This window comes from Streptomyces sp. NPDC027962, assembly GCF_055566095.1.
The window spans coordinates 83,470-103,441 of the sequence record NZ_JBVHTA010000024.1; the positions used below are offsets into that span (position 1 = coordinate 83,470).

Genomic DNA, 19,972 nt, shown 5'->3' on the forward strand with positions numbered 1-19,972 from the left:
CGTCAGTGGGCGGTGTGGTCACCGGTGGCCGTCGGCGACGGCCTTCTCGGTGGCGTCGCGCACGCCCTCTTCGATCTCCCCGGTGAGCGGGAAGCGTGGCGGGCGGGTAGGTCCGCCACGCCGCCCCACGATGTCCATGGACAGCTTGATGGACTGGACGAACTCCGTCTTGGAGTCCCAACGCAGCAGGGGGTGCAGGGACTTGTAGAGCGGGAGGGCCGTGGCCAGGTCTCCGGAGACGGCGGCGTGATAGAGCTCGGAGCAGCTGGCGGGGAAGGCGTTGGGGTAGCCGGCGATCCAGCCGACGGCACCGGCGACGGCGAGTTCGAGCAGGACGTCGTCGGCGCCGATCAACAGGTCGAGTTCCGGGGCGAGTTCGGCGAGCTCGTACGCCCTGCGGACGTCACCGGTGAACTCCTTCACGGCGACGACGCTGCCGTCCTGGTGCAGCCCGGCCAGCACGTTGGGGGTGAGGTCGACCTTGGTGTCGATGGGGTTGTTGTAGGCGACGACCGGGATCCCGGCCCGGGCGACCTCGGCGTAGTGGGCGCGTACAGCGGTCTCGTCGGCACGGTAGGCGTTCGGCGGCAGCAGGAGCACCGAGCCGCAGCCCGCCTCGGCCGCGCGCTCGGTCCAGCGCAGGGCTTCGCCACTGCCGTAGGCGGCGACGCCCGGCATGACGCGCGCCCCGTCGCCCGCCGCCTCGACGGCGGTCCGCACCACGCGGGCCCGCTCCTCGTCGGTGAGGGTCTGGTACTCGCCGAGCGAGCCGTTGGGCACGACGCCGTCGCAGCCGTTGTCGAGCAGCCAGCGCACATGGGCGGCGTAGGCGTCGAAATCGACGGACAGGTCGTCCCGCAGGGGCAGGGTGGTGGCGACCATGACGCCGCGCCAGGGGCGGGTGCTGTTCCAGGTGGGGGCGTTCATGTCGGACAACCTCTCTATGGAATGTGACATTTCACTATGGGGTGGGGCGTCCACGAGGGAACCCCGGTCAGGCGTCACGCCGAGGCACGACAGGGTCGTCGAGCGCGGCCAGTGCCGCGAGGGGAACGGGGACGGCGAAGGGGCGGCGTTCGGGTGGGGGTTCGGCGACCTCGCCCCGGGCCGCGAGGCAGGCGACCGCCGGACCGCACATGCGCCCCTGGCACCAGCCCATGCCGGCTCGGGTGAGCAGCTTGACGGTGCGTGCGTCACGCGCCCCGAGGTCCTCGACGGCTTCATCGATACGCCCGGCGGTGACCTCCTCGCAACGGCACACATCGGTGTCGTCCGTCAGCCAGCGTGACCACCCCCGGCCGGGCGCGTGAGCGGCGGACATCGCGTCGGCGAAGGCGCGCATCCGGTCCCTGCGGCGCTGGAGTCCCCGGACCCGGCCGCCATGGGCTGGGCGTCCCAGCACGCGGGCGGCGGCGGCCATCCCCGCAAGCTCTCCTTCCGTGCGGGCCAGTGCCGCCCCTCCCACTCCCCCGGTCTCGCCCGCCGCCCACAGACCGGGCGCCGAGCTCTCCTGGAGACCGTCCAGAGCCAGGGCACTGGTGCCGTCGGGCAGGGAGCGAGTGGCGCAGCCGAGCGCCGTGGCCAGTTCGATCTGGGGGACGAGACCGTGCCCGACGGCCAGCGCGTCGCACTCGATCCGGCGTCCCGACCCCCGTACGGGACGCCAGTCCGGGTCGAGACGGGTGACGGTGACCGCCTCCACCCGGTCGGTGCCGTGCACCTCGGTGACCGCGCTGCGCAGTCGCACCCGCACCCGGTGCCGCAGCAACGCGGCGCCGTGGACCAGCGCCTCGACCGCCTTGTGCGGATTGGCGACGAGCGCCCGGGGATGCCGGGCGTACCGCAGATAACCGGATGCCTCGACGACGGCCGGCACCCTCGCGCCGGCGGCTGCCAACGAGGAGGCGACCGCGAGCAGCAAGGGGCCGCTTCCCGCCACGACGATCCGCCGGCCCGGCAGCACCAGGCCGGACTTGAGCATGGCCTGCGCTCCACCGGCGGCCACGACACCGGGCAGGGTCCAGCCGGGAAACGGCAGCTGGCGTTCGTACGCCCCGGTGGCGAGCAGCACCGCGCGGGCCCGCACGCGCACCGGCCGCTCTTCATCTCCGTCGGCTCCGGTGACGGCGTGCACGGCCCACATGCCGGTGGCCTCGTCGTCCTTCGTCACGCTCCACACGTGATGTCCGTGAAGATGGCTGACATCGCTCTGCGCCAGCCGTCGGCGCAGGTCGGCGTAGGCGGACCAGTCGTGGTGCAGGGCCTCGGGCCGCACAGCTCCCAGGGCAGGTGCGGGATGGCGGTAGAACTGCCCTCCTGTGTGCGCGGAGGCGTCCAGCAGAGCTACGGACAGGCCGAGTTCACCGGCCGTGACGGCTCCGGCCAGTCCGGCGGACCCGGCTCCGAGGACCGCCAGGTCGTACGGCTCAGACTCCGAGGTGGTCATGGCCGTGTCCCTCCTGTGTGGTGATCATGTCGCCGGGTCGCGCGGGCACCAGGCAGGCCCTGCGGTTGGGCTGTGCGTTGATGGTGGCCAGGCAGTCGAAGCACTGGCCGATGCCGCAGAACACGCCCCTCGGGCGGCCTGCACCGCGGGTGGTACGCCAGGCCAGGATCCCGGCTCCCCACAGTGCGGCGGCTACCGACTGCCCGGGCCGGGCGGTGATGCGGCGACCGTCGAAAGTGATCTCGAACGGCGGATCGGGCTGCGCCCCGACCAGCTCGGCGGGGGTACGGGCCACGGGCCCCTCCTCTCATGACGAACGTCTCAGGCGGCAGAAGGGAAGCGTTCCGGCCTGAACGGGCTGATGTCGAGCGGTGGTGCACCATGCGTGAGGCATCTGGCGACGATCAGACCCGTCGCCGGCGCCAGTCCGACTCCCGCCCCCTCATGGCCGCACGCGTGCAGCAGGCCGGGGAGGCGCGGGTCGGGACCGATGGCGGGCAGGTGATCCGGGAGATACGGGCGGAAACCGGCGTACGTACGCATCGCACGCACCCCGGCGAGCACCGGGAAAAGCACCGTGGCCCCGGCCGCGAGGCGCCACAGCGCTTCCGCCGACAGCGTCCGGTCGAAGCCGACCCGCTCACGGCTGGCGCCGACCAGGACCGGTCCCGCCGGTGTGCCCTCGACCACCGCCGAGGTCTGCAGCGCGGCGGACCCGCTCGCCACGTCCGCCACATAGTCGGCCGCGTACACCTTGTGGCGCACGACCCGCGGCAGCGGCTCGGTGACGAGGACGAATCCCCGGCGGGGCCGCACGGGAAGGTCCACACCCGCGAGGCGGGCGAATTCGCCGCCCCAGGCACCGGCGGCGTTCACCACGCAGGGGGCGTGGATCTCCCCTGTGGCCGTACGTACTCCGCGCACCTCGCGGCCGGCGCCGAGGAGCAGTCCGATGACCTCGTCCCCCAGCCTCAGGCGCACCCGGTCGCCGCAGGCGCGCAGCAGGTGCGCGGCGGCGAGTGCGGGCATGACCTGGGCGTCCTCGGGGTAGTGGAAGCCGCCCGCCAGGCCGGGGGCGAGGTGGGGCTCCAGGTCGTGGAGCCCGCCACCGGAGATCTCCTCGGCGGTGACGCCCGCCTTCCGCTGCCGCGCCGCGAACTGCCCCAGTGCAGCCATCCCTGCCTCGTCCGAGGCGACGACGAGACCGCCTTTGGGGTCGTACTCGATCTGCGGCGGCAGCAACCCCGCCAGTTTGGTCCACAACCTCGTGGACAGCAGGGCGAGTTCCAGTTCGGGACCCGGCTCCTTGTCGGAGACGAGGAGGTTGCCCTCACCGGCCCCCGTGGTGCCGCCCGCGACGAAACCGCGGTCGATCACGGTGACACGGAGACCGGCACCAGCGGCGTAGTAGGCGCAGGCCGCGCCGACCACACCGGCACCGACGACAATCACGTCCGAAGAGTTTCTCGTGAGCACGACAGTAATATTTCACATTGCACCTCCTGCTCGCCAGACCGCAACGTCAGGCTCTTTGGACACGGCTGGGTAACGAGCCGGCCGACACCTTGTGCAGTGCAATTTCACATTACTATGTTACAGGTCACACTCCAGCCTCCCCCGGCTGTCCAACTGCTTCCGGAGCGACCACTCATGGACACGCACACCCGAACCGTTCTCGCCGCCGCGCTGGTGGCGACCCTCACCCTCGGCGCAGTCGGCTGCTCCGGCGGGCCGGAGGCGAGCGGCGCCCGCAACGGCAAGAACCCGGCAACCGCCAACAACGGACAGGTGGTTGGCGGGACACCGAAGAAGGGCGGCACCCTCACCGTCCTCTCCAACCAGGACTTCACCCACCTCGATCCGGCCCGCAACTGGGTGATGGGCGACATGGACTTCGGAACCCGGCTGCTCTACCGCACCCTCCTCACGTACAAGGCGGAACCGGGCGCCAAGGGCGGGGAGCTCGTCCCCGACCTCGCCGAGGATCTCGGCGTCTCGTCCAACGGGGCCAGGACGTGGACCTTCAGGCTCAAGAAGGGCCTGAAGTACGAGGACGGCTCGCCGATCACCGCCCAGGACGTCAAGTACAACGTGGAGCGGTCCTTCTCCCCCGACCTGCCCGGCGGCCCCGACTACGCAGCCCGCTACCTCGCCGGCGCCGAGGGCTACCGGGGCCCCGCCGGGGGCAAGCGCCTCGCCTCGGTCAAGGCCCCCGACGAGCACACGATCGTCTTCGAACTGCGCAAGCCCTTCGCCGAGTTCCCCTACGCCACCGTGCTGCCCACCTTCGCCCCCGTGCCCCAGGCCAAGGACACGGGCCCCCGGTACGACAACCGCCCGTTCTCGTCAGGGCCGTACAAGATCGAGTCGTACGACCGTGACAAGCGGCTCGTGCTGGTCCGGAACACCCACTGGGACCCCGCCACCGACGCCGTGCGCAAGGCGTATCCGGACAAGATGGTCGTGGTGATGGGCCTCAAGGCGAACCAGGTCGACGACCGGCTCATCGCAGGCCAGGGCCCGGACGCCTCCGCCGTGTCCTGGGGCAAGCTGCGCCCCGAGTCCACTCCCAAGGTGCTGACCAAGGACGAGGTCAGAAAGCGGCTGCTTGCCGAGTCCTCCAACTGCACCGAGATGGTGCAGATGAACACCGGCCGTGTGCCGTTCGACAACGTCAAGGTGCGTCAGGCCGTGCAGTACGCACTGGACCGCGAGGGCATCATGACCGCCTCCGGCGGGCCGGCACTCAACGACGTGGCCACCGCCTACATGCCGGGCCCGCTCTTCGGCAGCGGCCAGCCCGACACCCTGAAGATTCCCGTGACCGGTGACGTGGAGAAGGCGAAGCAGCTGCTGAAGGAGGCGGGCAAGCCGGACGGCTTCTCCACCAGCATCACCGTCTCCAACGGCGACAAGGGGGTCGGCGAGGCGGTCCAGCAGTCGCTGGGCCGGGCCGGGATCAAGGTCACCATCGAGACGGTGGACCCGTCCGCCTTCTACGACACCATCGGCGACACCAAGAGCCGTACCGACCTGGTCTACACCGGCTGGTGCCCCGACTACCCCTCCGGCTCGACCTTCCTGCCCTTCGTCTTCGACGGCCGCTACATCAAGGAGAAGGGCAACTCCGGGAACCACTCGCTCTTCCGTGACGAGGCGACCATGAAGCGGATGGACGAGATCGCCGCCATGACTGACGCCGGGCAGGCGGGTAAGGCATGGCGCGAACTGGACGGCCAGATCCTCGCCAAGGCCCCGGCGGCACCCGCCGTCATCGAGCGCATGCCCCTGCTCGTCGGCCCCAACGTCGCGGGCGCCTTCGGCCACACGTCCTTCGGCGGCCAGCTCGACTACGCCACGGTCGGCCTCAAGGACCCCTCGAAGAGCAGCAACTGAAGGAACGTCACCTCATGGCTTCCACCGCTTCCGTTCCGGTGGCAAGCAGCCCCTGGCAGCTCGCCCGCGCGGAACTGCGCCGTCGCCCCTCCGTGAAGGTCTCCCTCGTCGTGGTCACGCTCTTCGCGGTCATGGCCGCGGCCGCCCCACTGCTCAGCGCGCTGGGCGGCTGGGGACCCGAGGAGTTCGACAAGTCGGCCATCGACCCCTATCTGGGCGGCCAGCCCATCGGCCCGCTCGGTGGCGTCTCGGCCGAGCACTGGCTCGGCGTCGAACCCGTCACGGGCCGGGACCTGTTCGCCCGTGTCGTGCACGGCGCCCGGATCTCCCTGCTCATAGCCTTCGCCGCCACCGCGATCGTCGTTGTCGCCGGGACCTTGGCCGGGATCGCGGCCGGCTACTTCGGCGGCCGCACCGACGCCGTGCTCTCCCGGCTGATGGACCTCACCATGTCCTTCCCGTCCCTCATCTTCATGATCGCGATGATGTCCGTGGCCAGGGACGTCAACCGGGTGGTCCTGATGACCGCCGTGATCGGCCTGTTCGGCTGGCCGGGCATCGCCCGCGTCGTCCGCGGCCAGACCCTCTCGCTGCGGCATCGCGAGTACGTGGATGCCGCGCGCGTCGCCGGATCGGGGCCCTGGCGGATCATCGGCCGGTCCATCCTCCCGGGCGTCGCCGGGCCCGTCATCGCGTACACCACCCTGATCATCCCCGGGATGATCGCCACCGAGGCGGCGCTGAGCTATCTGGGCGTCGGCGTCCGTCCGCCCACCCCCTCGTGGGGGCAGATGATCGCCGAGAGCGTCGCCTTCTACGACACGGATCCCATGTACTTCGTCATCCCGAGCCTCTGCCTGTTTCTCACCGTGCTCGCGTTCACCCTGCTCGGGGACGCGCTGCGCGACGTCCTCGACCCGAGGGGCAGCCGCACGTGATCATCTTCCTCGCCCGCCGGATCGTCGCCGTCGCCGGCGTCCTGATCGCCATCGCGGCCGTCACCTTCACCATCTTCTACGTCCTCCCCTCCGACCCGGCCGCCGCGGCCTGCGGCAAGTCATGCAGCGCCGAGCGGCTGGAGGCGATCCGCGCCCACATGGGACTGGACCAGCCGCTGTGGCGGCAGTTCGCGGACTTCGTCACCGGCATCTTCACGGGCCGCACCATGGGCAGCGGTCAGTACGCGCTGCACTGCGACTTCCCGTGCCTGGGCTACTCGTACGAGAACAGCCAAGGCGTGTGGGACCTGCTCATGGACCGGCTCCCGGTCTCCGCCTCGCTCGCCCTGGGCGCCGCGGTGATCTGGCTGGCTCTCGGCCTGACCGCGGGAGTCACCGCCGCCCTGCGCAAGGACACGCTCACCGACCGGGCCCTGATGGTCGGCGCGGTCGCCGCTGCCTCGATGCCCGTCTACTTCACCTCGGTGATACTCATCTACGGGTTGATCCGGACGGCCGGACTCCTCCCCTACCCGCAGTACGTGGAGCTCACCTCCGACCCCCTCCGCTGGGCCTCGAACCTGCTGCTGCCCTGGCTGGCCCTGGCCATCCTGTACGCGGCCATGTACGCGCGGCAGAGCCGCGGTTCGATGATCGAGACGATGGCGGAGCCGTACATCCGCACCGCCCGCGCCAAGGGCCTGCCACGCCACACTGTGGTCGTCAAGCACGGGCTGCGGGCGGGCATGACGCCGATCCTCACCCTCTTCGGGATGGACCTGGGCGGCCTGCTCGCGGGCGCGGTGATCACCGAGTCCATCTTCGGGATCCCCGGCATCGGGCGACTCTTCTACGGAGCGCTGTCGACGGGCGACCAGCCGGTCATCCTCGGTGTCACGCTGCTCGCCGCCACCTTCATCGTCGTCGCCAACCTGGCCGTCGACCTGCTCTACGCCGTCGTCGACCCCCGAGTGAGGTACTGATGGGCACCCCCGAACCCGTGCTCTCGGTACGGGACTTGACGGTCACCTTCGCCACCACTCGCGGTCCGGTGCGGGCCGTGGACGGCCTCGGCTTCGAGGTGCGGCACGGAGAGACCCTCGGCATCGTCGGCGAGTCCGGTTCCGGCAAGTCCGTCACCTCCCTGGCGGTGATGGGCCTGCACACCGACGCCTCGGTCACGGGCTCCATCACCCTGGACGGCCGGGAGCTGACCGGTCTGCCGGAGCGCGAGCTGAACCGGTTGCGCGGCCGCAAGATGGCGATGATCTTCCAAGACCCGCTCTCCAGCCTCCATCCGTACTACACCGTGGGCGAACAGATAGCCGAGCACCACCGCGTGCACTTCGGCAGCGGCAGAAGGGCCGCCCGTGAGCGGGCCGTGGAGGCACTGGCCGAGGTCGGCATCCCCGAGCCGAGACGCCGGGCTCGGGAGTACCCGCACCAGTTCTCCGGCGGCATGCGCCAGCGCGTGATGATCGCGATGGCCCTGTCCTGCGAACCCGAGCTGCTGATCGCGGACGAGCCGACCACCGCCCTGGACGTCACCGTGCAGGCGCAGATCCTGGAGCTCATCACACGGCTCCAGCAGGATCGAGGTCTGGCCGTCATCATGATCACGCACGATCTGGGCGTGGTCGCCCGCGTCGCCCACGAGGTCCTGGTGATGTACGGGGGCAGGGCTGTCGAAAGGGCCGACGTGGACACCCTGTTCACGGCACCGGACCATCCCTACACCCGCGGCCTGCTCGACTCCCTCCCCCGCCTCGACGACAACGACGACGAACCGCTGCGAGCGATCCCCGGCACCCCGCCGTCCCTGCTCACCCCGGCTCCCGGCTGCGCGTTCGCGCCCCGCTGCCCCAGGCTCGCCGGCGCCTCCGCCGAGGAGCGCTCCCGCTGCGAGACGGTGCTGCCGCTCCTCTCTGGCCCGGCCGGGCATCCGGCCGCCTGCCACTTCCCCGCATACGAAGGCATGGCTTCATGACGTCCACCGAACCCCTGTTGTCCGTGCGGGACTTGACGATGTCGTTCCCGGGACGGCGGCGATCCGCCCCGGTCCGGGCCGTCGACGGCATCACCTTCCACGTGGCGGCGGGCGAAACACTGGGACTGGTCGGAGAGTCCGGCTGTGGCAAGTCCACCACCGGCCGCATGATTGTCCGGCTCCTGGAACCCACCACCGGCTCCGTCACCTACGACGGACGCGACATCAGTCACCTGTCCCAGCGGGAACTGAAGCCGCTCCGCAAGGACCTGCAGATGGTCTTCCAGGATCCGCACTCCTCCCTCGACCCCCGCCAGACGGTGGCCCGGATCATCTCCGATCCGCTGCTCGTACAGGGCGGTTCGGCGACGGACGCCCGCACGCGCGCCGCCGAGCTGATGGAGCTGGTGGGGCTCATCCCCGAGCACATCGACCGCTATCCCCACGAGTTCTCCGGCGGTCAGGCCCAGCGCATCGGCATAGCCCGCGCACTGGCCACCGGCCCCCGGCTGGTCGTCGCCGACGAGCCGGTCTCCGCCCTCGACGTCTCCGTCCAGGCCCAGATCGTCAACCTGATGGAGCAGCTCCAGGACGAACTCGGCCTGACCTACCTCTTCATCGCCCACGACCTGTCGGTCGTCAAGCGGGTGTGCGACCGGGTCGCCGTGATGTACCTGGGCCGGATCGTCGAGATCGGCCCGAAGGACCAGGTCTACGCCGCCCCGGCCCACCCGTACACGCGCGCGCTGCTGTCCGCCGTACCGCTGCCCGACCCGGCTGCCGAACGGTGCCGAGAGCGGGTCACCCTGCTCGGGGACCCGCCCAGCCCGGCCTCGCCCCCGCCCGGCTGCACCTTCCATCCGCGCTGCCCCAAAGCCCGGGAGATCTGCCGTACTGAGGCACCGTCACTGGGGAACACGGCGCCGGGCGCGGCGCGGCAGGTGGCCTGCCACTTCCCCGAAGGGGCCTGAACTGGTGCCCGACCTGCGCTGATCACGGCTGTGCCCCGGCTCCCGCCGAGGGGCCGGGCACAGCCGTCCGCGTTGCGCTACGACTTGGTGACCCGCACGGTCTCGCCGTATCCGTCGGCGCTCAGTACGTCGATCCGGACACCGGCCGCAGCGCCTGCGCGGGAGTGTTCCCCTCGCACGCCGCCGCAGCAGCCGCGGCTCACCGGGGTTGTCGCGGATTCTCCCCGGTCGGGCATGCCCAGGGGACTCGGACACAGCTTCCGACCGCACTCGACCGGGCGCCGGCGCACACCGAAGTGGGTGTGTGGCGGTGCCCGGTAGTGCGGTCGACGGCCGGTCATCGCGTCGGCGGCCGCGCCACGCGTCGCAGATCCGGTGCGAGCGCGCCGGCCGCCCGCTCCCCGTAAGCGGAGGCGAGGGCCGCCAGCAGCCGTTCCAGGCAGAAATCGTAGTCCTGCGGGCCCACACCGCCGAGGGCCGACGCGGCCAGGGCGCAGCCCAGCCGGGCCGCGGCGTCCGGGGCGTGTCCCCAACCCGTGCCAGCGAGGAATCCGGCGCGGAAGGCGTCACCCACCCCCGTCGGGTCCACCGCACGCACCCCCGGCACGGCGGGCACCATGGTGGTGCCCGCCGCGGCGCTCTCGATGCGGACGCCGTCACGCCCGAGCGTGGTGATCCACACGCCGACCCTGTCGAGCACGTCCTGCACGCGCCACCCCGTGCGGTCCAGCAGGAGGGCGGACTCGTACCCGTTGGTGAACAGCCACCGGGCGCCCGCCACGAGGTGACGGGTCTCGGAACGGGTCAGCCGCGCGAGTTGCTGGGACGGGTCCGCTGCGAAGGGGAGGCCAAGTTCACGGCACTGATCGGTGTGGAGCCGCATGGCTTCCGGGTCGTCCGGCGAGAGGACGACGAGATCGAAGCCGGGGCCGCCCGGTGCGATCCCGCGGAGGTCGATGTGCCGTGCCTCCGTCATCGCTCCCGCATAGAACGAGGCGATCTGGTTGGTGTCCTGGTCCGTCAGGCAGACGAAGCGGGCCGTCGGCCGCCCGGCCGACACGCGCACACCGCCGGTGTCGACACCGTGCTCCTTGAGCCAGACCTCGTAGTCGGCGAAGTCGCTCCCCACCGCCCCGACCAGCATCGGATCCAGCCCGAACAGGCCCAGTCCGAACGCGATATTGGCTGCGGCGCCCCCACGGCGCACCTCGAGGGTGTCGACGAGGAACGAGAGCGACACCTTGTCCAGGCGGTCCGGGATCAGCTGGTCCGTGATGCGCCCGGGAAACGCCATCAGGTGGTCGGTCGCGATGGAACCGGAGACCGCGATGCGCATGTCAGAGTCCTGCCGCGGTGCGCAGGGCGGCGACCCGGTCCGTGCATTCCCAGGTGAAGTCCGGTTGCTCGCGGCCGAAGTGGCCGTATGCCGCCGTCTGCGCGTAGATAGGCCGCAGCAGCCGCAGGTCACGGATGATGGCGCCCGGACGCAGGTCGAACGTCGAGCGGACCGCCTCCTCGATCACGTCCTGGCCCACGGCGGCCGTGCCGAAGGTCTCGACGAAGAGGCCGACGGGCTCCGCCTTGCCGATGGCGTACGCGACCTGGACCTCGCAGCGGCGCGCCAAGCCCGCGGCGACCACGTTCTTGGCCACCCAGCGCATCGCGTACGCGGCGCTCCGGTCCACCTTGGAGGGGTCCTTGCCGGAGAACGCGCCGCCGCCGTGGCGGGCCGTGCCGCCGTACGTGTCGATGATGATCTTCCGGCCGGTCACGCCGGCATCTCCCATCGGGCCGCCGATCTCGAAACGGCCGGTCGGGTTCACCAGGAGCCGGTAGTTCTCCGTCTCCAGCTTGATTCCGTCCCGCGCCAGCCCGGCCAGGACGTGCTCGACGACATGGGTGCGCACGTCGGGCGCGAGCAGTGAGTCCGGATCGATGTCCGAGGCATGCTGCGAGGAGACCACCACGGTGTCGAGACGGATCGGCCGACTGCCGAGGTACTCGACGGTGACCTGGGTCTTGCCGTCGGGGCGGAGGTAGGGGACGGTGCCGTCCTTGCGGACTGCAGAGAGCCGGCGCGACAGCCGGTGCGCGAGGCTGATGGGCAGCGGCATGAGTTCGGAGGTCTCGTCGCACGCGTAGCCGAACATCAGGCCCTGGTCACCCGCGCCCTGCCGCCCCAGATCGTTGGTGTCCGCCCCCATCCGGTGCTCGTACGCGGTGTCCACGCCCCGGGCGATGTCAGGTGACTGCGCCCCGATCGACACCGACACACCGCAGGAAGCGCCGTCGAACCCCTTCGTCGAGCTGTCGTACCCGATGGCCAGGACGGTGCGGCGGACCAGGGCGGCGATGTCCGGGCGCGCCCGCGTGGAGACCTCACCCGCCACGTGCACCTGGCCCGTGGTGATCAGGGTCTCCACCGCGACCCGTGCCGTGGGGTCCTCGGTGAGCATGGCGTCCACGACGGCGTCACTGATCTGGTCGGCGATCTTGTCCGGGTGTCCCTCGGTCACGGACTCCGAGGTGAACAGGCGCCTGCTCATGAGCCCTCCAGGGCGTTCCTCGTCGCCTCGACCAGCCACATCCGCGCGTCACCGACACGTTCCGGGTCGGTGAGCTCCGGGACCGGGCGGTCGTGCCGGGCGGCGAGTTCGGCCTGCGGGACCACCCTCGCCGCCCAACCGTGGGAGCCGAGCCACGCGCACGGGTCCTCGACCGTGGACTGCCAGGAGGCGCCGACCTTGCGCAGCCGCTCGTGCACGGCGCGCAGCTGGGGCAGCTCGGTGTACTCCTTGTTGACGTGCTCGATCGCCAGCCGGCTGCCCGGGGCGGAGAGCATCCCGATGCGCTCCAGGAGGCGGTCGTTGTCGGCCGGTTCCAGGTACATCATCAGGCCCTCGATCAGCCAGGCAGTCGGCCGGCGCGGGTCGAAACCGGCTGCGAGCAGGTCCGCCGGCCAGTCGCCCCGGAGATCGGACCGTACCGCTGTGCGATCACAGGAGGGTTCGGCCCGACGCACGCCCAGTACGGCCTCCTTGAAGGCCATCAGACCGGGCAGATCGATCTCGAAGAGGCGGAAGCCCTCCGGCCAGTCGAGGCGGAAGGCGCGGGTGTCCAGTCCGGCGGCGACCAGGACGGCCTGTCGGCACCCGGCCTCGGCCGACTCCCGGAACCAGTCGTCGAAGAAGCGTGTGCGCAGAACGAAGTGGCCCTGGTTGAGACGGCCCGCCTCGGCGACCTGGATCCATCCGACGGCGTCGACGAAGGGCTGCGCGTACGGGTCGGCGAACAGCCGGTCGGGCCGGGCGTCCTCGGTCGCGCGCGCCTGGGCGATGATGACGGCGGTCCGGCTGACTCCGCTGGTGGGGCGGGTGTCGGTGGTCATCGGTGGCTGTCCTCCTGTTGTCCGGTGCCGCTGTCGAGCGCACCGAAGTCGGTGTCCATGGTGAGTTGGTAGGTCTTGCGGTACACCAGCCGGTCGAAGGCCACCCGCATGAACGCGTCGCGCAGCAGGCACACGACGGGGTTCTGCCAGCGACTGAGTACACCGTTCATCCGGGAGCGGCGGGCGACGCGCGCCGCCCGGTCGATACGGCGCCGTTCGTAGGCGGCGAGGGCGGCGGCCGTGTCGCCCTGGGCCGAGGACAGGCACTGGGCGAGGACGACCGCGCCCTCGATGGCCTGGTTGGCCCCTTGGCCGAGGTTGAAGGTCATGGGCTGGGCGGCGTCGCCGACCAGCGTCACCCGGTCGGTGCTCCATCGAGGCACGGGGTCGCGGTCGTAGATGTCGACCGGCTGGATCTCGTCCTCGGCGGTGGTTTCGATCAGCGCGGGCACTGGGTCGGGCCACTGGCCGAACTCGCGCAGCAGCGCCTCCCGGGCGCCGAGGCCCAGTGAGGGGGCGCTGCTGCCGAGACGGCGGCCGGTACGGTCGTCGAGGACGGCGTCCCAGTAGACGGAGTCGTCACCGAGCCGGTAGTAGACGAACCAGGGCCCCTCTCCGAAGGTGTTGACGAACACGCCCGCCGGGACCTTGTCGAGCGGCATCTGGACAACGCCCTGGCAGGCCGTCATACCCGCGTAGCGGGGCGGCGGTTCGTACGGCATCAGTTGGTTGCGGACCGTTGAGCGCAGTCCGTCGGCCCCGATCAGGAGCGGGCCGCGCACTTCCCGGCCGTCCTCGAACCGCACCGTCACGCCTGCGGGGTCCTCGGTGAATGCCTTGCACCGGGCGCCCAGCACCAGGTCGTCGCCGACCAGTTCGCTGAGCATCCCGTGCAGGGCGGGTCGGCTCACCGTGTACGCGGGAGCCCCGTGCCGGCGGGCGCCGTCCTCTACGGACCAGTCCGCGAGGCCCCCGCTGCGGCGAGAACGGAACCGGTAGCGGTGAAGCTCCGCCCCGATGCTGTCCAGGTGCTTTTCCAGGCCGATGGTGCGCAGCGCGAGTACGGCGTTGTGCCAGACGACCAGGCCGTTGCCCGAGGCGGCGGCACGCAGCGCCGGGGCGTGTTCGTACGCCTTCGCAGGGATGCCGGCGAACCGCAGGGCCAGCACGGTGGTCAGGCCGGCGATTCCGCCGCCCATGACGACGACCTCGTCGCGTCGGTCGGCCATCGCATCTCCTCTGCTGGTTTCGGTGTGGGCTGCAGTCCGGGACCACAGGAGGGGGAAGTGCGGCGCGGCAGAGCAGTTGCGGGGCAAGTCGCGCCGCTCTGCCCGGAACGCTAGGGCGGTGCAGAAGCGGCGTCTTCCTGCGCCGGGACGAACCGGCTGACCACCGCCAGGAGGAGACGGCAGCCCCCGGGAGGAGGTCCCCGGGGCGGCCGGGGGAGAGCTCCTCCCGAATGAGGAGAAGGAATCTCGCCCGGCCGCCGGAAGACCCGGGCGGAGCCGGAACGGCACGCTGGCCGTGGCCGGTGACACCGGTCGTTCCGAACATCCGATCGCCAGAGAGAAGGCCTCTCATGGAGCGCTATGCAATCAGCTTCCAGGTCAAGCCGGGCACCGAGGCGGTGGTCAAGGACCTGCTGGCCAACTACTCACCGCCGGAGTGGACCACGCCGGACGGTGCCCGACTGCTCGGTACCTCGATCTTCATGAAGGACGGCCTGGTCGTCCGCATGATGGAGATCGACGGCAGCCTTCCCCGCGTCATGGCACATCTGGCACGGCAGCCCGCCATACAGGAACTGGAGCGCAAGCTCGACGAGTTCCTGGTCGAGCCCCGTGACATGTCGTCGCCGGCCGGGGCCAGGGCCTTCTTCCAGAAGGCGATGATGGAGCACGTCACCAGCCGCGTGGCGGTCTTCGAGGAGCAGGGCGCGTGAGCGCCCCTCGCTCCCTGCTGGTCACCGGGGCCACCGGCCGGCTCGGCCCGGCCACGGTGCGTGCCCTGCGCGAGCGCGGCGACCGGCTGCTGCTCACCGGGCGCAACGGAGCCCGGCTCGCCGAACTCGCCGAGACCACCGCCGCCTTGGGCGGGCCCGGCGAGGCCGCCGTCCTGGTGGCCGACACCGCCCGGCCGGACGGTGCCCAGCACGCGGCGGCCGAGGCGGCCTCGCGGTTCGGCAGTCTCGACGGACTGGTGCATCTGGTCGGCAGTTTCTCGGTGGGTCCACTGATGCTGACCGACGTGTCCTCGTACGAGGACCTGCTCAGGGCGAACTTCCTGTCGGCGGTGGTCGCCACCCAGGCGGTCCTGCCACATCTCACCGAGGGCGGGAAGCTGGTCTATTTCGGCACTCCGCTCGCGGACGAGCCGCTGGCCGCCATGTCGGCGTACGCCGCGAGCAAGGCGGCTCTGATCTCCTGGATGCGCTCGACGGCCCACGAGGTCAAGAACCGGGGGATCCACGCCAACGCGATCTCGCTGACGCTGGTGGAGACCCCCGAGATGCGCAAGGAGATGCCGCACGTCGACCCCGCGCTCACCGTCGACGCCGAACTGGTCGCCCGCGCGGTGCGGTTCCTCACCAGCGAGGACTCCGACGGGATGTACGGCAGTGTGATGCCGGTCATCGGGAGGTTCGGCTTCAGCTCCGCGCTGGCCGGCGGTCCCCCGCCGGGTGCCGGAAGGCCGTCCCGTTGAGCGCCGCGGCCCGCGTGGTCTTCCTGATCCGCGTCCCGGCGGTGCGGCAGCAGGAGTTCCTGGATGCCTACGAGAAGATCCGGTTCCAGGTCGCCGGAGGAGTCGTGGGCCACATCAAGGACCAGGTCTGCCGGTCGGCCACCGATCCCGAGCAGTGGCTCATCACCAGTGAGTGGCGGGACATCAAGGATTTCGAGGACTGGGAGAAGTCCCAGGACCACCGGGATCTGGTGAAGCCCATGCGGGACTGCTTCACGGAAGCCCGTTCGCTCCGCTTCCACATCCACACCTCAACAGACGGGGGAACAGCCATGACGTCATCGACTCCCATCCGGGACGAACTCACCGGAATGCTGGCCGCGGTCGGCCTCGACCCGGGGCTCGGCGAGGCGGCGCTCACCAGGTCCTTCGAGGCACTCGACCTCGACTCCCTCGCACGCGTCGAGCTGGCGAGCCGGATCAAGAGCCGGTACCGGATCGACATCGAGGAGGAGATCACTCCCGAGAGCACACCCGCCAACGTCGAGCAGCTCATCGGCGCGCGTCTGTCCGCCACGGTCTGAGAACGAGGGTTCCCATCATGATCGGCCACACCGACAACTTCATCGACATCGATGCCCCCGTTGCCTTCGTATGGGAGCGGACGAACGACCTCCAGAACTGGCCGGAGCTGTTCTCCGAGTACGCGAGCATCGACATTCTTCAGGAGACCGCAGGCTCGGCCACGTTCCGGCTGACCATGCACCCGGACGAGCAGGGCCGGGTGTGGTCCTGGGTCTCCGAGCGTCGCTGGGACAAGGCCGCGCGCGTGGTCAGGGCCCGGCGGGTGGAGACCGGGCCCTTCGAGTTCATGAACATCAACTGGACCTACGAGGAGCTCGGGCCGGACAGCACGCGGATGCGCTGGGTCCAGGACTTCCACATGAAACCGGATGCGCCGGTGGACACGGCGGCGATGACCGACCGCATCAACCACAACACCACCGTCCAGATGAAGCTCATCAAGAAGCGGGTGGAACGGGGCCGCTGCCGGGTGGTGGGGATGGACGACGTGCCGTCCAACACCCGGCGCGGCGGCGACCTGCGCACGCTCCTCGCGCCCCCGAACGTGGGCACCTCCGCGGGCTTCTGCGGAGCGGTCAGGCTGGCCCCGGGCGAGGGGGTGTCCGAGCACTACCACCCGTACTCCGAGGAGTACCTGTTCGTCGCCCATGGAGAACTCCGGGCCGACCTGGACGGGGAGCCCGTGGTGATCGGCACCGAGCAGGCGCTGCATATTCCGCGCAACGTCCGGCACCGGCTGACCAACACCGGTGACAGCCAGGCCCTGGTGGTCTTCCAGATCGGACCTCTCGCTCCCGAACCCCACCTCGGGCACGTTGACACCGAGGCGGGCCCCGGGGACCCGGCGCCTGGTGCGGACTCCGGCTCGGCCGGCACGACGGCGTCTAACGGCTTCGGGTTCCCGGCGCAGGACTGTGCTTCCGCCGCCCCGGGCGTCGCTCCCGCGTCACCGGTCACCGGCGGCCCGGGCGTCCCGGCCGGGTTCGCCGTCCCGGCTGTGCCGCTGCCCGCCTCCATCTCGACGGGTCCGGGCGGACCGGCGGTGATCCGATGACCGGCGCTCGGGCACGCCGGGCCGTCGTCACCGGCATCGGAGTGGTCGCACCGGGCGGTGCGGGACGGGAGGAGTTCTGGGACCGGATCACCAGCGGCAAGTCCGCGATCCGTACGGTCACCTGCTTCGACCCCGGTCCCTTCCGCTCGCGGATCGCGGCGGAGTGCGACTTCGTCCCTTCCGAACACGGACTGACCCCGCGGGAGATCCGTCGCAACGACCGGTTCGCCCAGTTCGCGCTCGCCGCGGCGGCGGAGGCGGTCGAGGACTCCGGCATCGACCTCGCTGCCGCCAACAGCGACCGGATCGGTGTCACGCTCGGCTCGGCCGTCGGCGCCTCGATCACGCTGGAGGACGAGTACGTCGTCGCCAGCGACCACGGCCGCGAGTGGGAGGTCGATCCGCAGCACACGATGCCCTTCCTGTACCAGGCACTGGTACCGTCCAGCGCCGCCACCGAACTCGCGGTACGGTTCGGCGCGCACGGACCCGCAGCGGTGGTCTCCACCGGCTGCACGTCCGGGATCGACGCCATCGGGCACGCCCTGCGGCTGATCGAGGACGGCGAGGCCGATGTGATGATCGCCGGTGCGTCCGACGCGCCGATCACCCCGATCACCGTCGCCTGCTTCGACGCCATCCGGGCGACGAGCCCGCTCAACGAGAGCCCGGAGCTCGCCTCCCGGCCGTTCGACGCGGACCGCAAGGGCTTTGTCCTCGGCGAGGGCTGCGCGGTCCTGATCGTGGAGGAGATCGAGCACGCCAGGGCGCGGGGGGCCAGGATCTACTGCGAGATCGCCGGCTACGCGGCACGCGCCAACGGCTTCCACATGACGGGGCTGCGTCCCGACGGACGTGAACTGGGCGAGGCGGTCAAGGACGTGATGGCGCAGGCGCGGCTGCACCCGGAGGACCTTGGATACATCAGCGCGCACGGCTCCGGCACCAAGCAGAACGACCGGCACGAGACGGCCGCCTACAAGTACGCGCTCGGCGAAGCGGTGCGACAGGTGCCGATCAGTTCCATCAAGTCGGTGATCGGGCACTCGCTCGGCGCCATCGGCTCGATCGAGATGGCAGCCTGTGCGCTGGCCATCGACCGGGGGGTGGTGCCGCCGACGGCGAACCTCCACACCCCCGACCCCGAATGCGATCTCGACTACACGCCGCTCACCGCACGCGAGGTGACGGTGGACCACGCCCTGTCCGTGGGCAGCGGTTTCGGCGGCTTCCAGTCGGCCATGGTGTTCTCCAGGAGCCCGAAGGGCAGCGCGGCATGAGTGCACGACGCAGTGTCATCACGGGAATCGGCGTGGTCGCCCCCACCGGCGTGGGTGTCCGCGAGCACTGGAAAGGCACCCTGGAGCGGGTCGGCCGCATCGGAAAGGTCGAGAAGTTCGACACCTCCAGGCTGCCTTCGCGGCTCGCAGGTCAGGTGTACGGCTTCGACGAGACCGAATTCGTCGACAGCAAGTTCAGGGTGCAGACCGACCGCTGGACCTGGATGGCCCTGGCCGCCGGTCGGCTCGCCCTCGAGGACGCGGCCCTCGACCCGCACCGCCACGACCCCTTCGATCTGTCCGTGGTGACGGCCAGTTCGTCCGGAGGCAACGCCTTCGGCCAGCAGGAGATCCACAACCTGTGGAAGGAGGGTCCGCACGCGGTGACGGCGTATCAGTCGATCGGCTGGTTCTACGCCGCCAGCAGCGGCCAGCTCTCCATCCGCGAACAGTTGAAGGGCGCCTGCGGGGTGCTCGTCGCAGACGGCGCCGGCGGCCTCGACGCCCTCGCCCAGGCCCGGCGACTCATCGCCCGCGGCACCGGAGCGGTCGTCGTCGGCGGTACCGAGGCGCCGCTGTCACCGTACGCCATGGCCTGCCACGCACTTCAGTACGGACTCAGCAAGGAGGGGGACGCGGCCCTGGCGTACCGGCCGTTCGCGCCGGACAGCCCGGGGCACGTGCCGGGCGAGGGCGGCGCGCTGGTCGTCGTGGAGGACGCGTCGTGGGCAGCCGGCAGAGGGGCGCCCGCGCCGTACGCCGAGGTCCTCGGCACCGCCTCGACCCATGACGCCCACCACCCGACCCGGCCGGCGCCCGGCCACCGGCAGCTGGCGCGCGCAATCCGCCAAGCCGTCGAACGGGCCGGGCTGGAGCCGGATCAGATCGACGTGGTCTTCGCCGACGGAGCCGGAGACCCGGAGCTCGACCGCCGTGAGACGGATGCCCTCGTGGAAGTGTTCGGCAGGCGCGGGGTGCCGGTCGCCCTTCCCAAGACGGCCACCGGCCGGCTCAACTCCGGCGGTGCGGCGCTGGACCTGGCCTGGGCGGCCCTCGCCCTCACCCATGACACCGTGCCGCCGTCGGTGAATCTGACCGCCGGCCCTGGCGACGACCTGGACGTCGTCACCGACGCCCGGGAGCAGGCGGGTCTGCGCACCGCGCTGGTGGTGGCCCGCGGCACCGGGGGCTTCAACTCCGCTGCCGTTCTGGGCCTGCCGGAGGGCGGCCGTCGCACGGCCTGAC

General features: G+C 70.9%; 19 protein-coding genes. 11 read left to right on the forward strand and 8 right to left on the reverse strand.

Translation table 11 applies throughout. The annotated features are described in order from the left end of the window. Positions 1-18 precede the first annotated feature (18 nt). From ACZ4SA_RS22485 to ACZ4SA_RS22500, 4 genes are all read right to left on the reverse strand, one after another. Complete coding sequence (locus ACZ4SA_RS22485) at positions 19-927, reverse strand: dihydrodipicolinate synthase family protein (RefSeq protein ID WP_468277272.1); 909 nt, start codon at positions 925-927, stop codon at positions 19-21. A gap of 67 nt (positions 928-994) precedes the next feature. After that, the gene (locus tag ACZ4SA_RS22490; protein ID WP_468277275.1) at positions 995-2,446 is read right to left on the reverse strand and encodes an FAD-dependent oxidoreductase; all 1,452 of its coding nucleotides are present in this window, start codon (positions 2,444-2,446) and stop codon (positions 995-997) included. After that, the gene (locus tag ACZ4SA_RS22495) at positions 2,427-2,741 is read right to left on the reverse strand and encodes a (2Fe-2S)-binding protein (RefSeq protein WP_468277276.1); all 315 of its coding nucleotides are present in this window, start codon (positions 2,739-2,741) and stop codon (positions 2,427-2,429) included. The genes ACZ4SA_RS22490 and ACZ4SA_RS22495 overlap by 20 nt, the downstream gene beginning before the upstream one ends. Positions 2,742-2,767: 26 nt before the next feature. After that, entirely contained in the window at positions 2,768-3,922 is a 1,155-nt protein-coding gene (locus tag ACZ4SA_RS22500) for an NAD(P)/FAD-dependent oxidoreductase (protein WP_468277278.1), read from the reverse strand. A gap of 174 nt (positions 3,923-4,096) precedes the next feature. On the opposite strand from ACZ4SA_RS22500, the gene ACZ4SA_RS22505 reads away from it, so the two are divergent. The 5 genes from ACZ4SA_RS22505 to ACZ4SA_RS22525 are packed head-to-tail and all read left to right on the forward strand — an operon-like array spanning position 4,097 to position 9,738. Continuing rightward, on the forward strand, positions 4,097-5,842 hold the full coding sequence (locus ACZ4SA_RS22505; RefSeq protein ID WP_468277279.1) for an ABC transporter substrate-binding protein: 1,746 nt from the start codon (positions 4,097-4,099) through the stop codon (positions 5,840-5,842). Between the two features lie 14 nt (positions 5,843-5,856). After that, positions 5,857-6,780: an ABC transporter permease gene (locus tag ACZ4SA_RS22510; protein ID WP_468277281.1), complete on the forward strand. Its 924-nt coding sequence runs from the start codon at positions 5,857-5,859 to the stop codon at positions 6,778-6,780. Further along, positions 6,777-7,763 carry an ABC transporter permease gene (locus ACZ4SA_RS22515; protein WP_468277283.1) on the forward strand — a complete coding sequence of 329 codons (987 nt, stop codon included), beginning with the start codon at positions 6,777-6,779 and terminating at the stop codon, positions 7,761-7,763. Before ACZ4SA_RS22510 ends, ACZ4SA_RS22515 begins: the two co-directional genes overlap by 4 nt. Then, on the forward strand, positions 7,763-8,767 hold the full coding sequence (locus tag ACZ4SA_RS22520) for an ABC transporter ATP-binding protein (RefSeq protein WP_468277284.1): 1,005 nt from the start codon (positions 7,763-7,765) through the stop codon (positions 8,765-8,767). Before ACZ4SA_RS22515 ends, ACZ4SA_RS22520 begins: the two co-directional genes overlap by 1 nt. Further along, entirely contained in the window at positions 8,764-9,738 is a 975-nt protein-coding gene (locus ACZ4SA_RS22525) for an ABC transporter ATP-binding protein (protein WP_468277287.1), read from the forward strand. Before ACZ4SA_RS22520 ends, ACZ4SA_RS22525 begins: the two co-directional genes overlap by 4 nt. Before the next feature lie 337 nt (positions 9,739-10,075). Here ACZ4SA_RS22525 and ACZ4SA_RS22530 read toward each other — a convergent pair whose 3' ends face one another. From ACZ4SA_RS22530 to ACZ4SA_RS22545, 4 genes are read right to left on the reverse strand one after another with little or no spacing between them, the layout of a single operon-like run. Next, positions 10,076-11,074 (reverse strand): carbohydrate kinase family protein, encoded by a 999-nt coding sequence (locus ACZ4SA_RS22530; RefSeq protein WP_468277289.1) that lies wholly within the window; start codon positions 11,072-11,074, stop codon positions 10,076-10,078. 1 nt (position 11,075) lies between these two features. Further along, the gene (gene metK, locus ACZ4SA_RS22535) at positions 11,076-12,284 is read right to left on the reverse strand and encodes a methionine adenosyltransferase (RefSeq protein WP_468277291.1); all 1,209 of its coding nucleotides are present in this window, start codon (positions 12,282-12,284) and stop codon (positions 11,076-11,078) included. Further along, positions 12,281-13,126, reverse strand: a complete 846-nt coding sequence (locus ACZ4SA_RS22540; RefSeq protein ID WP_468277293.1) for an SAM-dependent methyltransferase — start codon at positions 13,124-13,126, stop codon at positions 12,281-12,283. The genes metK and ACZ4SA_RS22540 overlap by 4 nt, the downstream gene beginning before the upstream one ends. Continuing rightward, positions 13,123-14,355 (reverse strand): FAD-dependent oxidoreductase, encoded by a 1,233-nt coding sequence (locus ACZ4SA_RS22545; RefSeq protein ID WP_468277295.1) that lies wholly within the window; start codon positions 14,353-14,355, stop codon positions 13,123-13,125. The genes ACZ4SA_RS22540 and ACZ4SA_RS22545 overlap by 4 nt, the downstream gene beginning before the upstream one ends. Before the next feature lie 350 nt (positions 14,356-14,705). Between ACZ4SA_RS22545 and ACZ4SA_RS22550 the strand changes: the two genes are divergently transcribed. From ACZ4SA_RS22550 to ACZ4SA_RS22575, 6 genes are read left to right on the forward strand one after another with little or no spacing between them, the layout of a single operon-like run. Then, positions 14,706-15,068, forward strand: coding sequence for a SchA/CurD-like domain-containing protein (locus ACZ4SA_RS22550; RefSeq protein WP_468277296.1), 363 nt, complete (start codon positions 14,706-14,708; stop codon positions 15,066-15,068). Continuing rightward, complete coding sequence (locus tag ACZ4SA_RS22555; RefSeq protein ID WP_468277299.1) at positions 15,065-15,829, forward strand: SDR family NAD(P)-dependent oxidoreductase; 765 nt, start codon at positions 15,065-15,067, stop codon at positions 15,827-15,829. Before ACZ4SA_RS22550 ends, ACZ4SA_RS22555 begins: the two co-directional genes overlap by 4 nt. After that, on the forward strand, positions 15,826-16,392 hold the full coding sequence (locus ACZ4SA_RS22560) for an antibiotic biosynthesis monooxygenase (RefSeq protein WP_468277302.1): 567 nt from the start codon (positions 15,826-15,828) through the stop codon (positions 16,390-16,392). The genes ACZ4SA_RS22555 and ACZ4SA_RS22560 overlap by 4 nt, the downstream gene beginning before the upstream one ends. A gap of 17 nt (positions 16,393-16,409) precedes the next feature. After that, the gene (locus ACZ4SA_RS22565) at positions 16,410-17,447 is read left to right on the forward strand and encodes a cupin domain-containing protein (RefSeq protein WP_468277304.1); all 1,038 of its coding nucleotides are present in this window, start codon (positions 16,410-16,412) and stop codon (positions 17,445-17,447) included. Further along, positions 17,444-18,727 (forward strand): beta-ketoacyl-[acyl-carrier-protein] synthase family protein, encoded by a 1,284-nt coding sequence (locus ACZ4SA_RS22570; RefSeq protein ID WP_468277306.1) that lies wholly within the window; start codon positions 17,444-17,446, stop codon positions 18,725-18,727. The genes ACZ4SA_RS22565 and ACZ4SA_RS22570 overlap by 4 nt, the downstream gene beginning before the upstream one ends. Beyond that, on the forward strand, positions 18,724-19,971 hold the full coding sequence (locus ACZ4SA_RS22575; protein ID WP_468277308.1) for a beta-ketoacyl synthase N-terminal-like domain-containing protein: 1,248 nt from the start codon (positions 18,724-18,726) through the stop codon (positions 19,969-19,971). The genes ACZ4SA_RS22570 and ACZ4SA_RS22575 overlap by 4 nt, the downstream gene beginning before the upstream one ends. The last annotated feature ends 1 nt before the right edge of the window (position 19,972 follow it).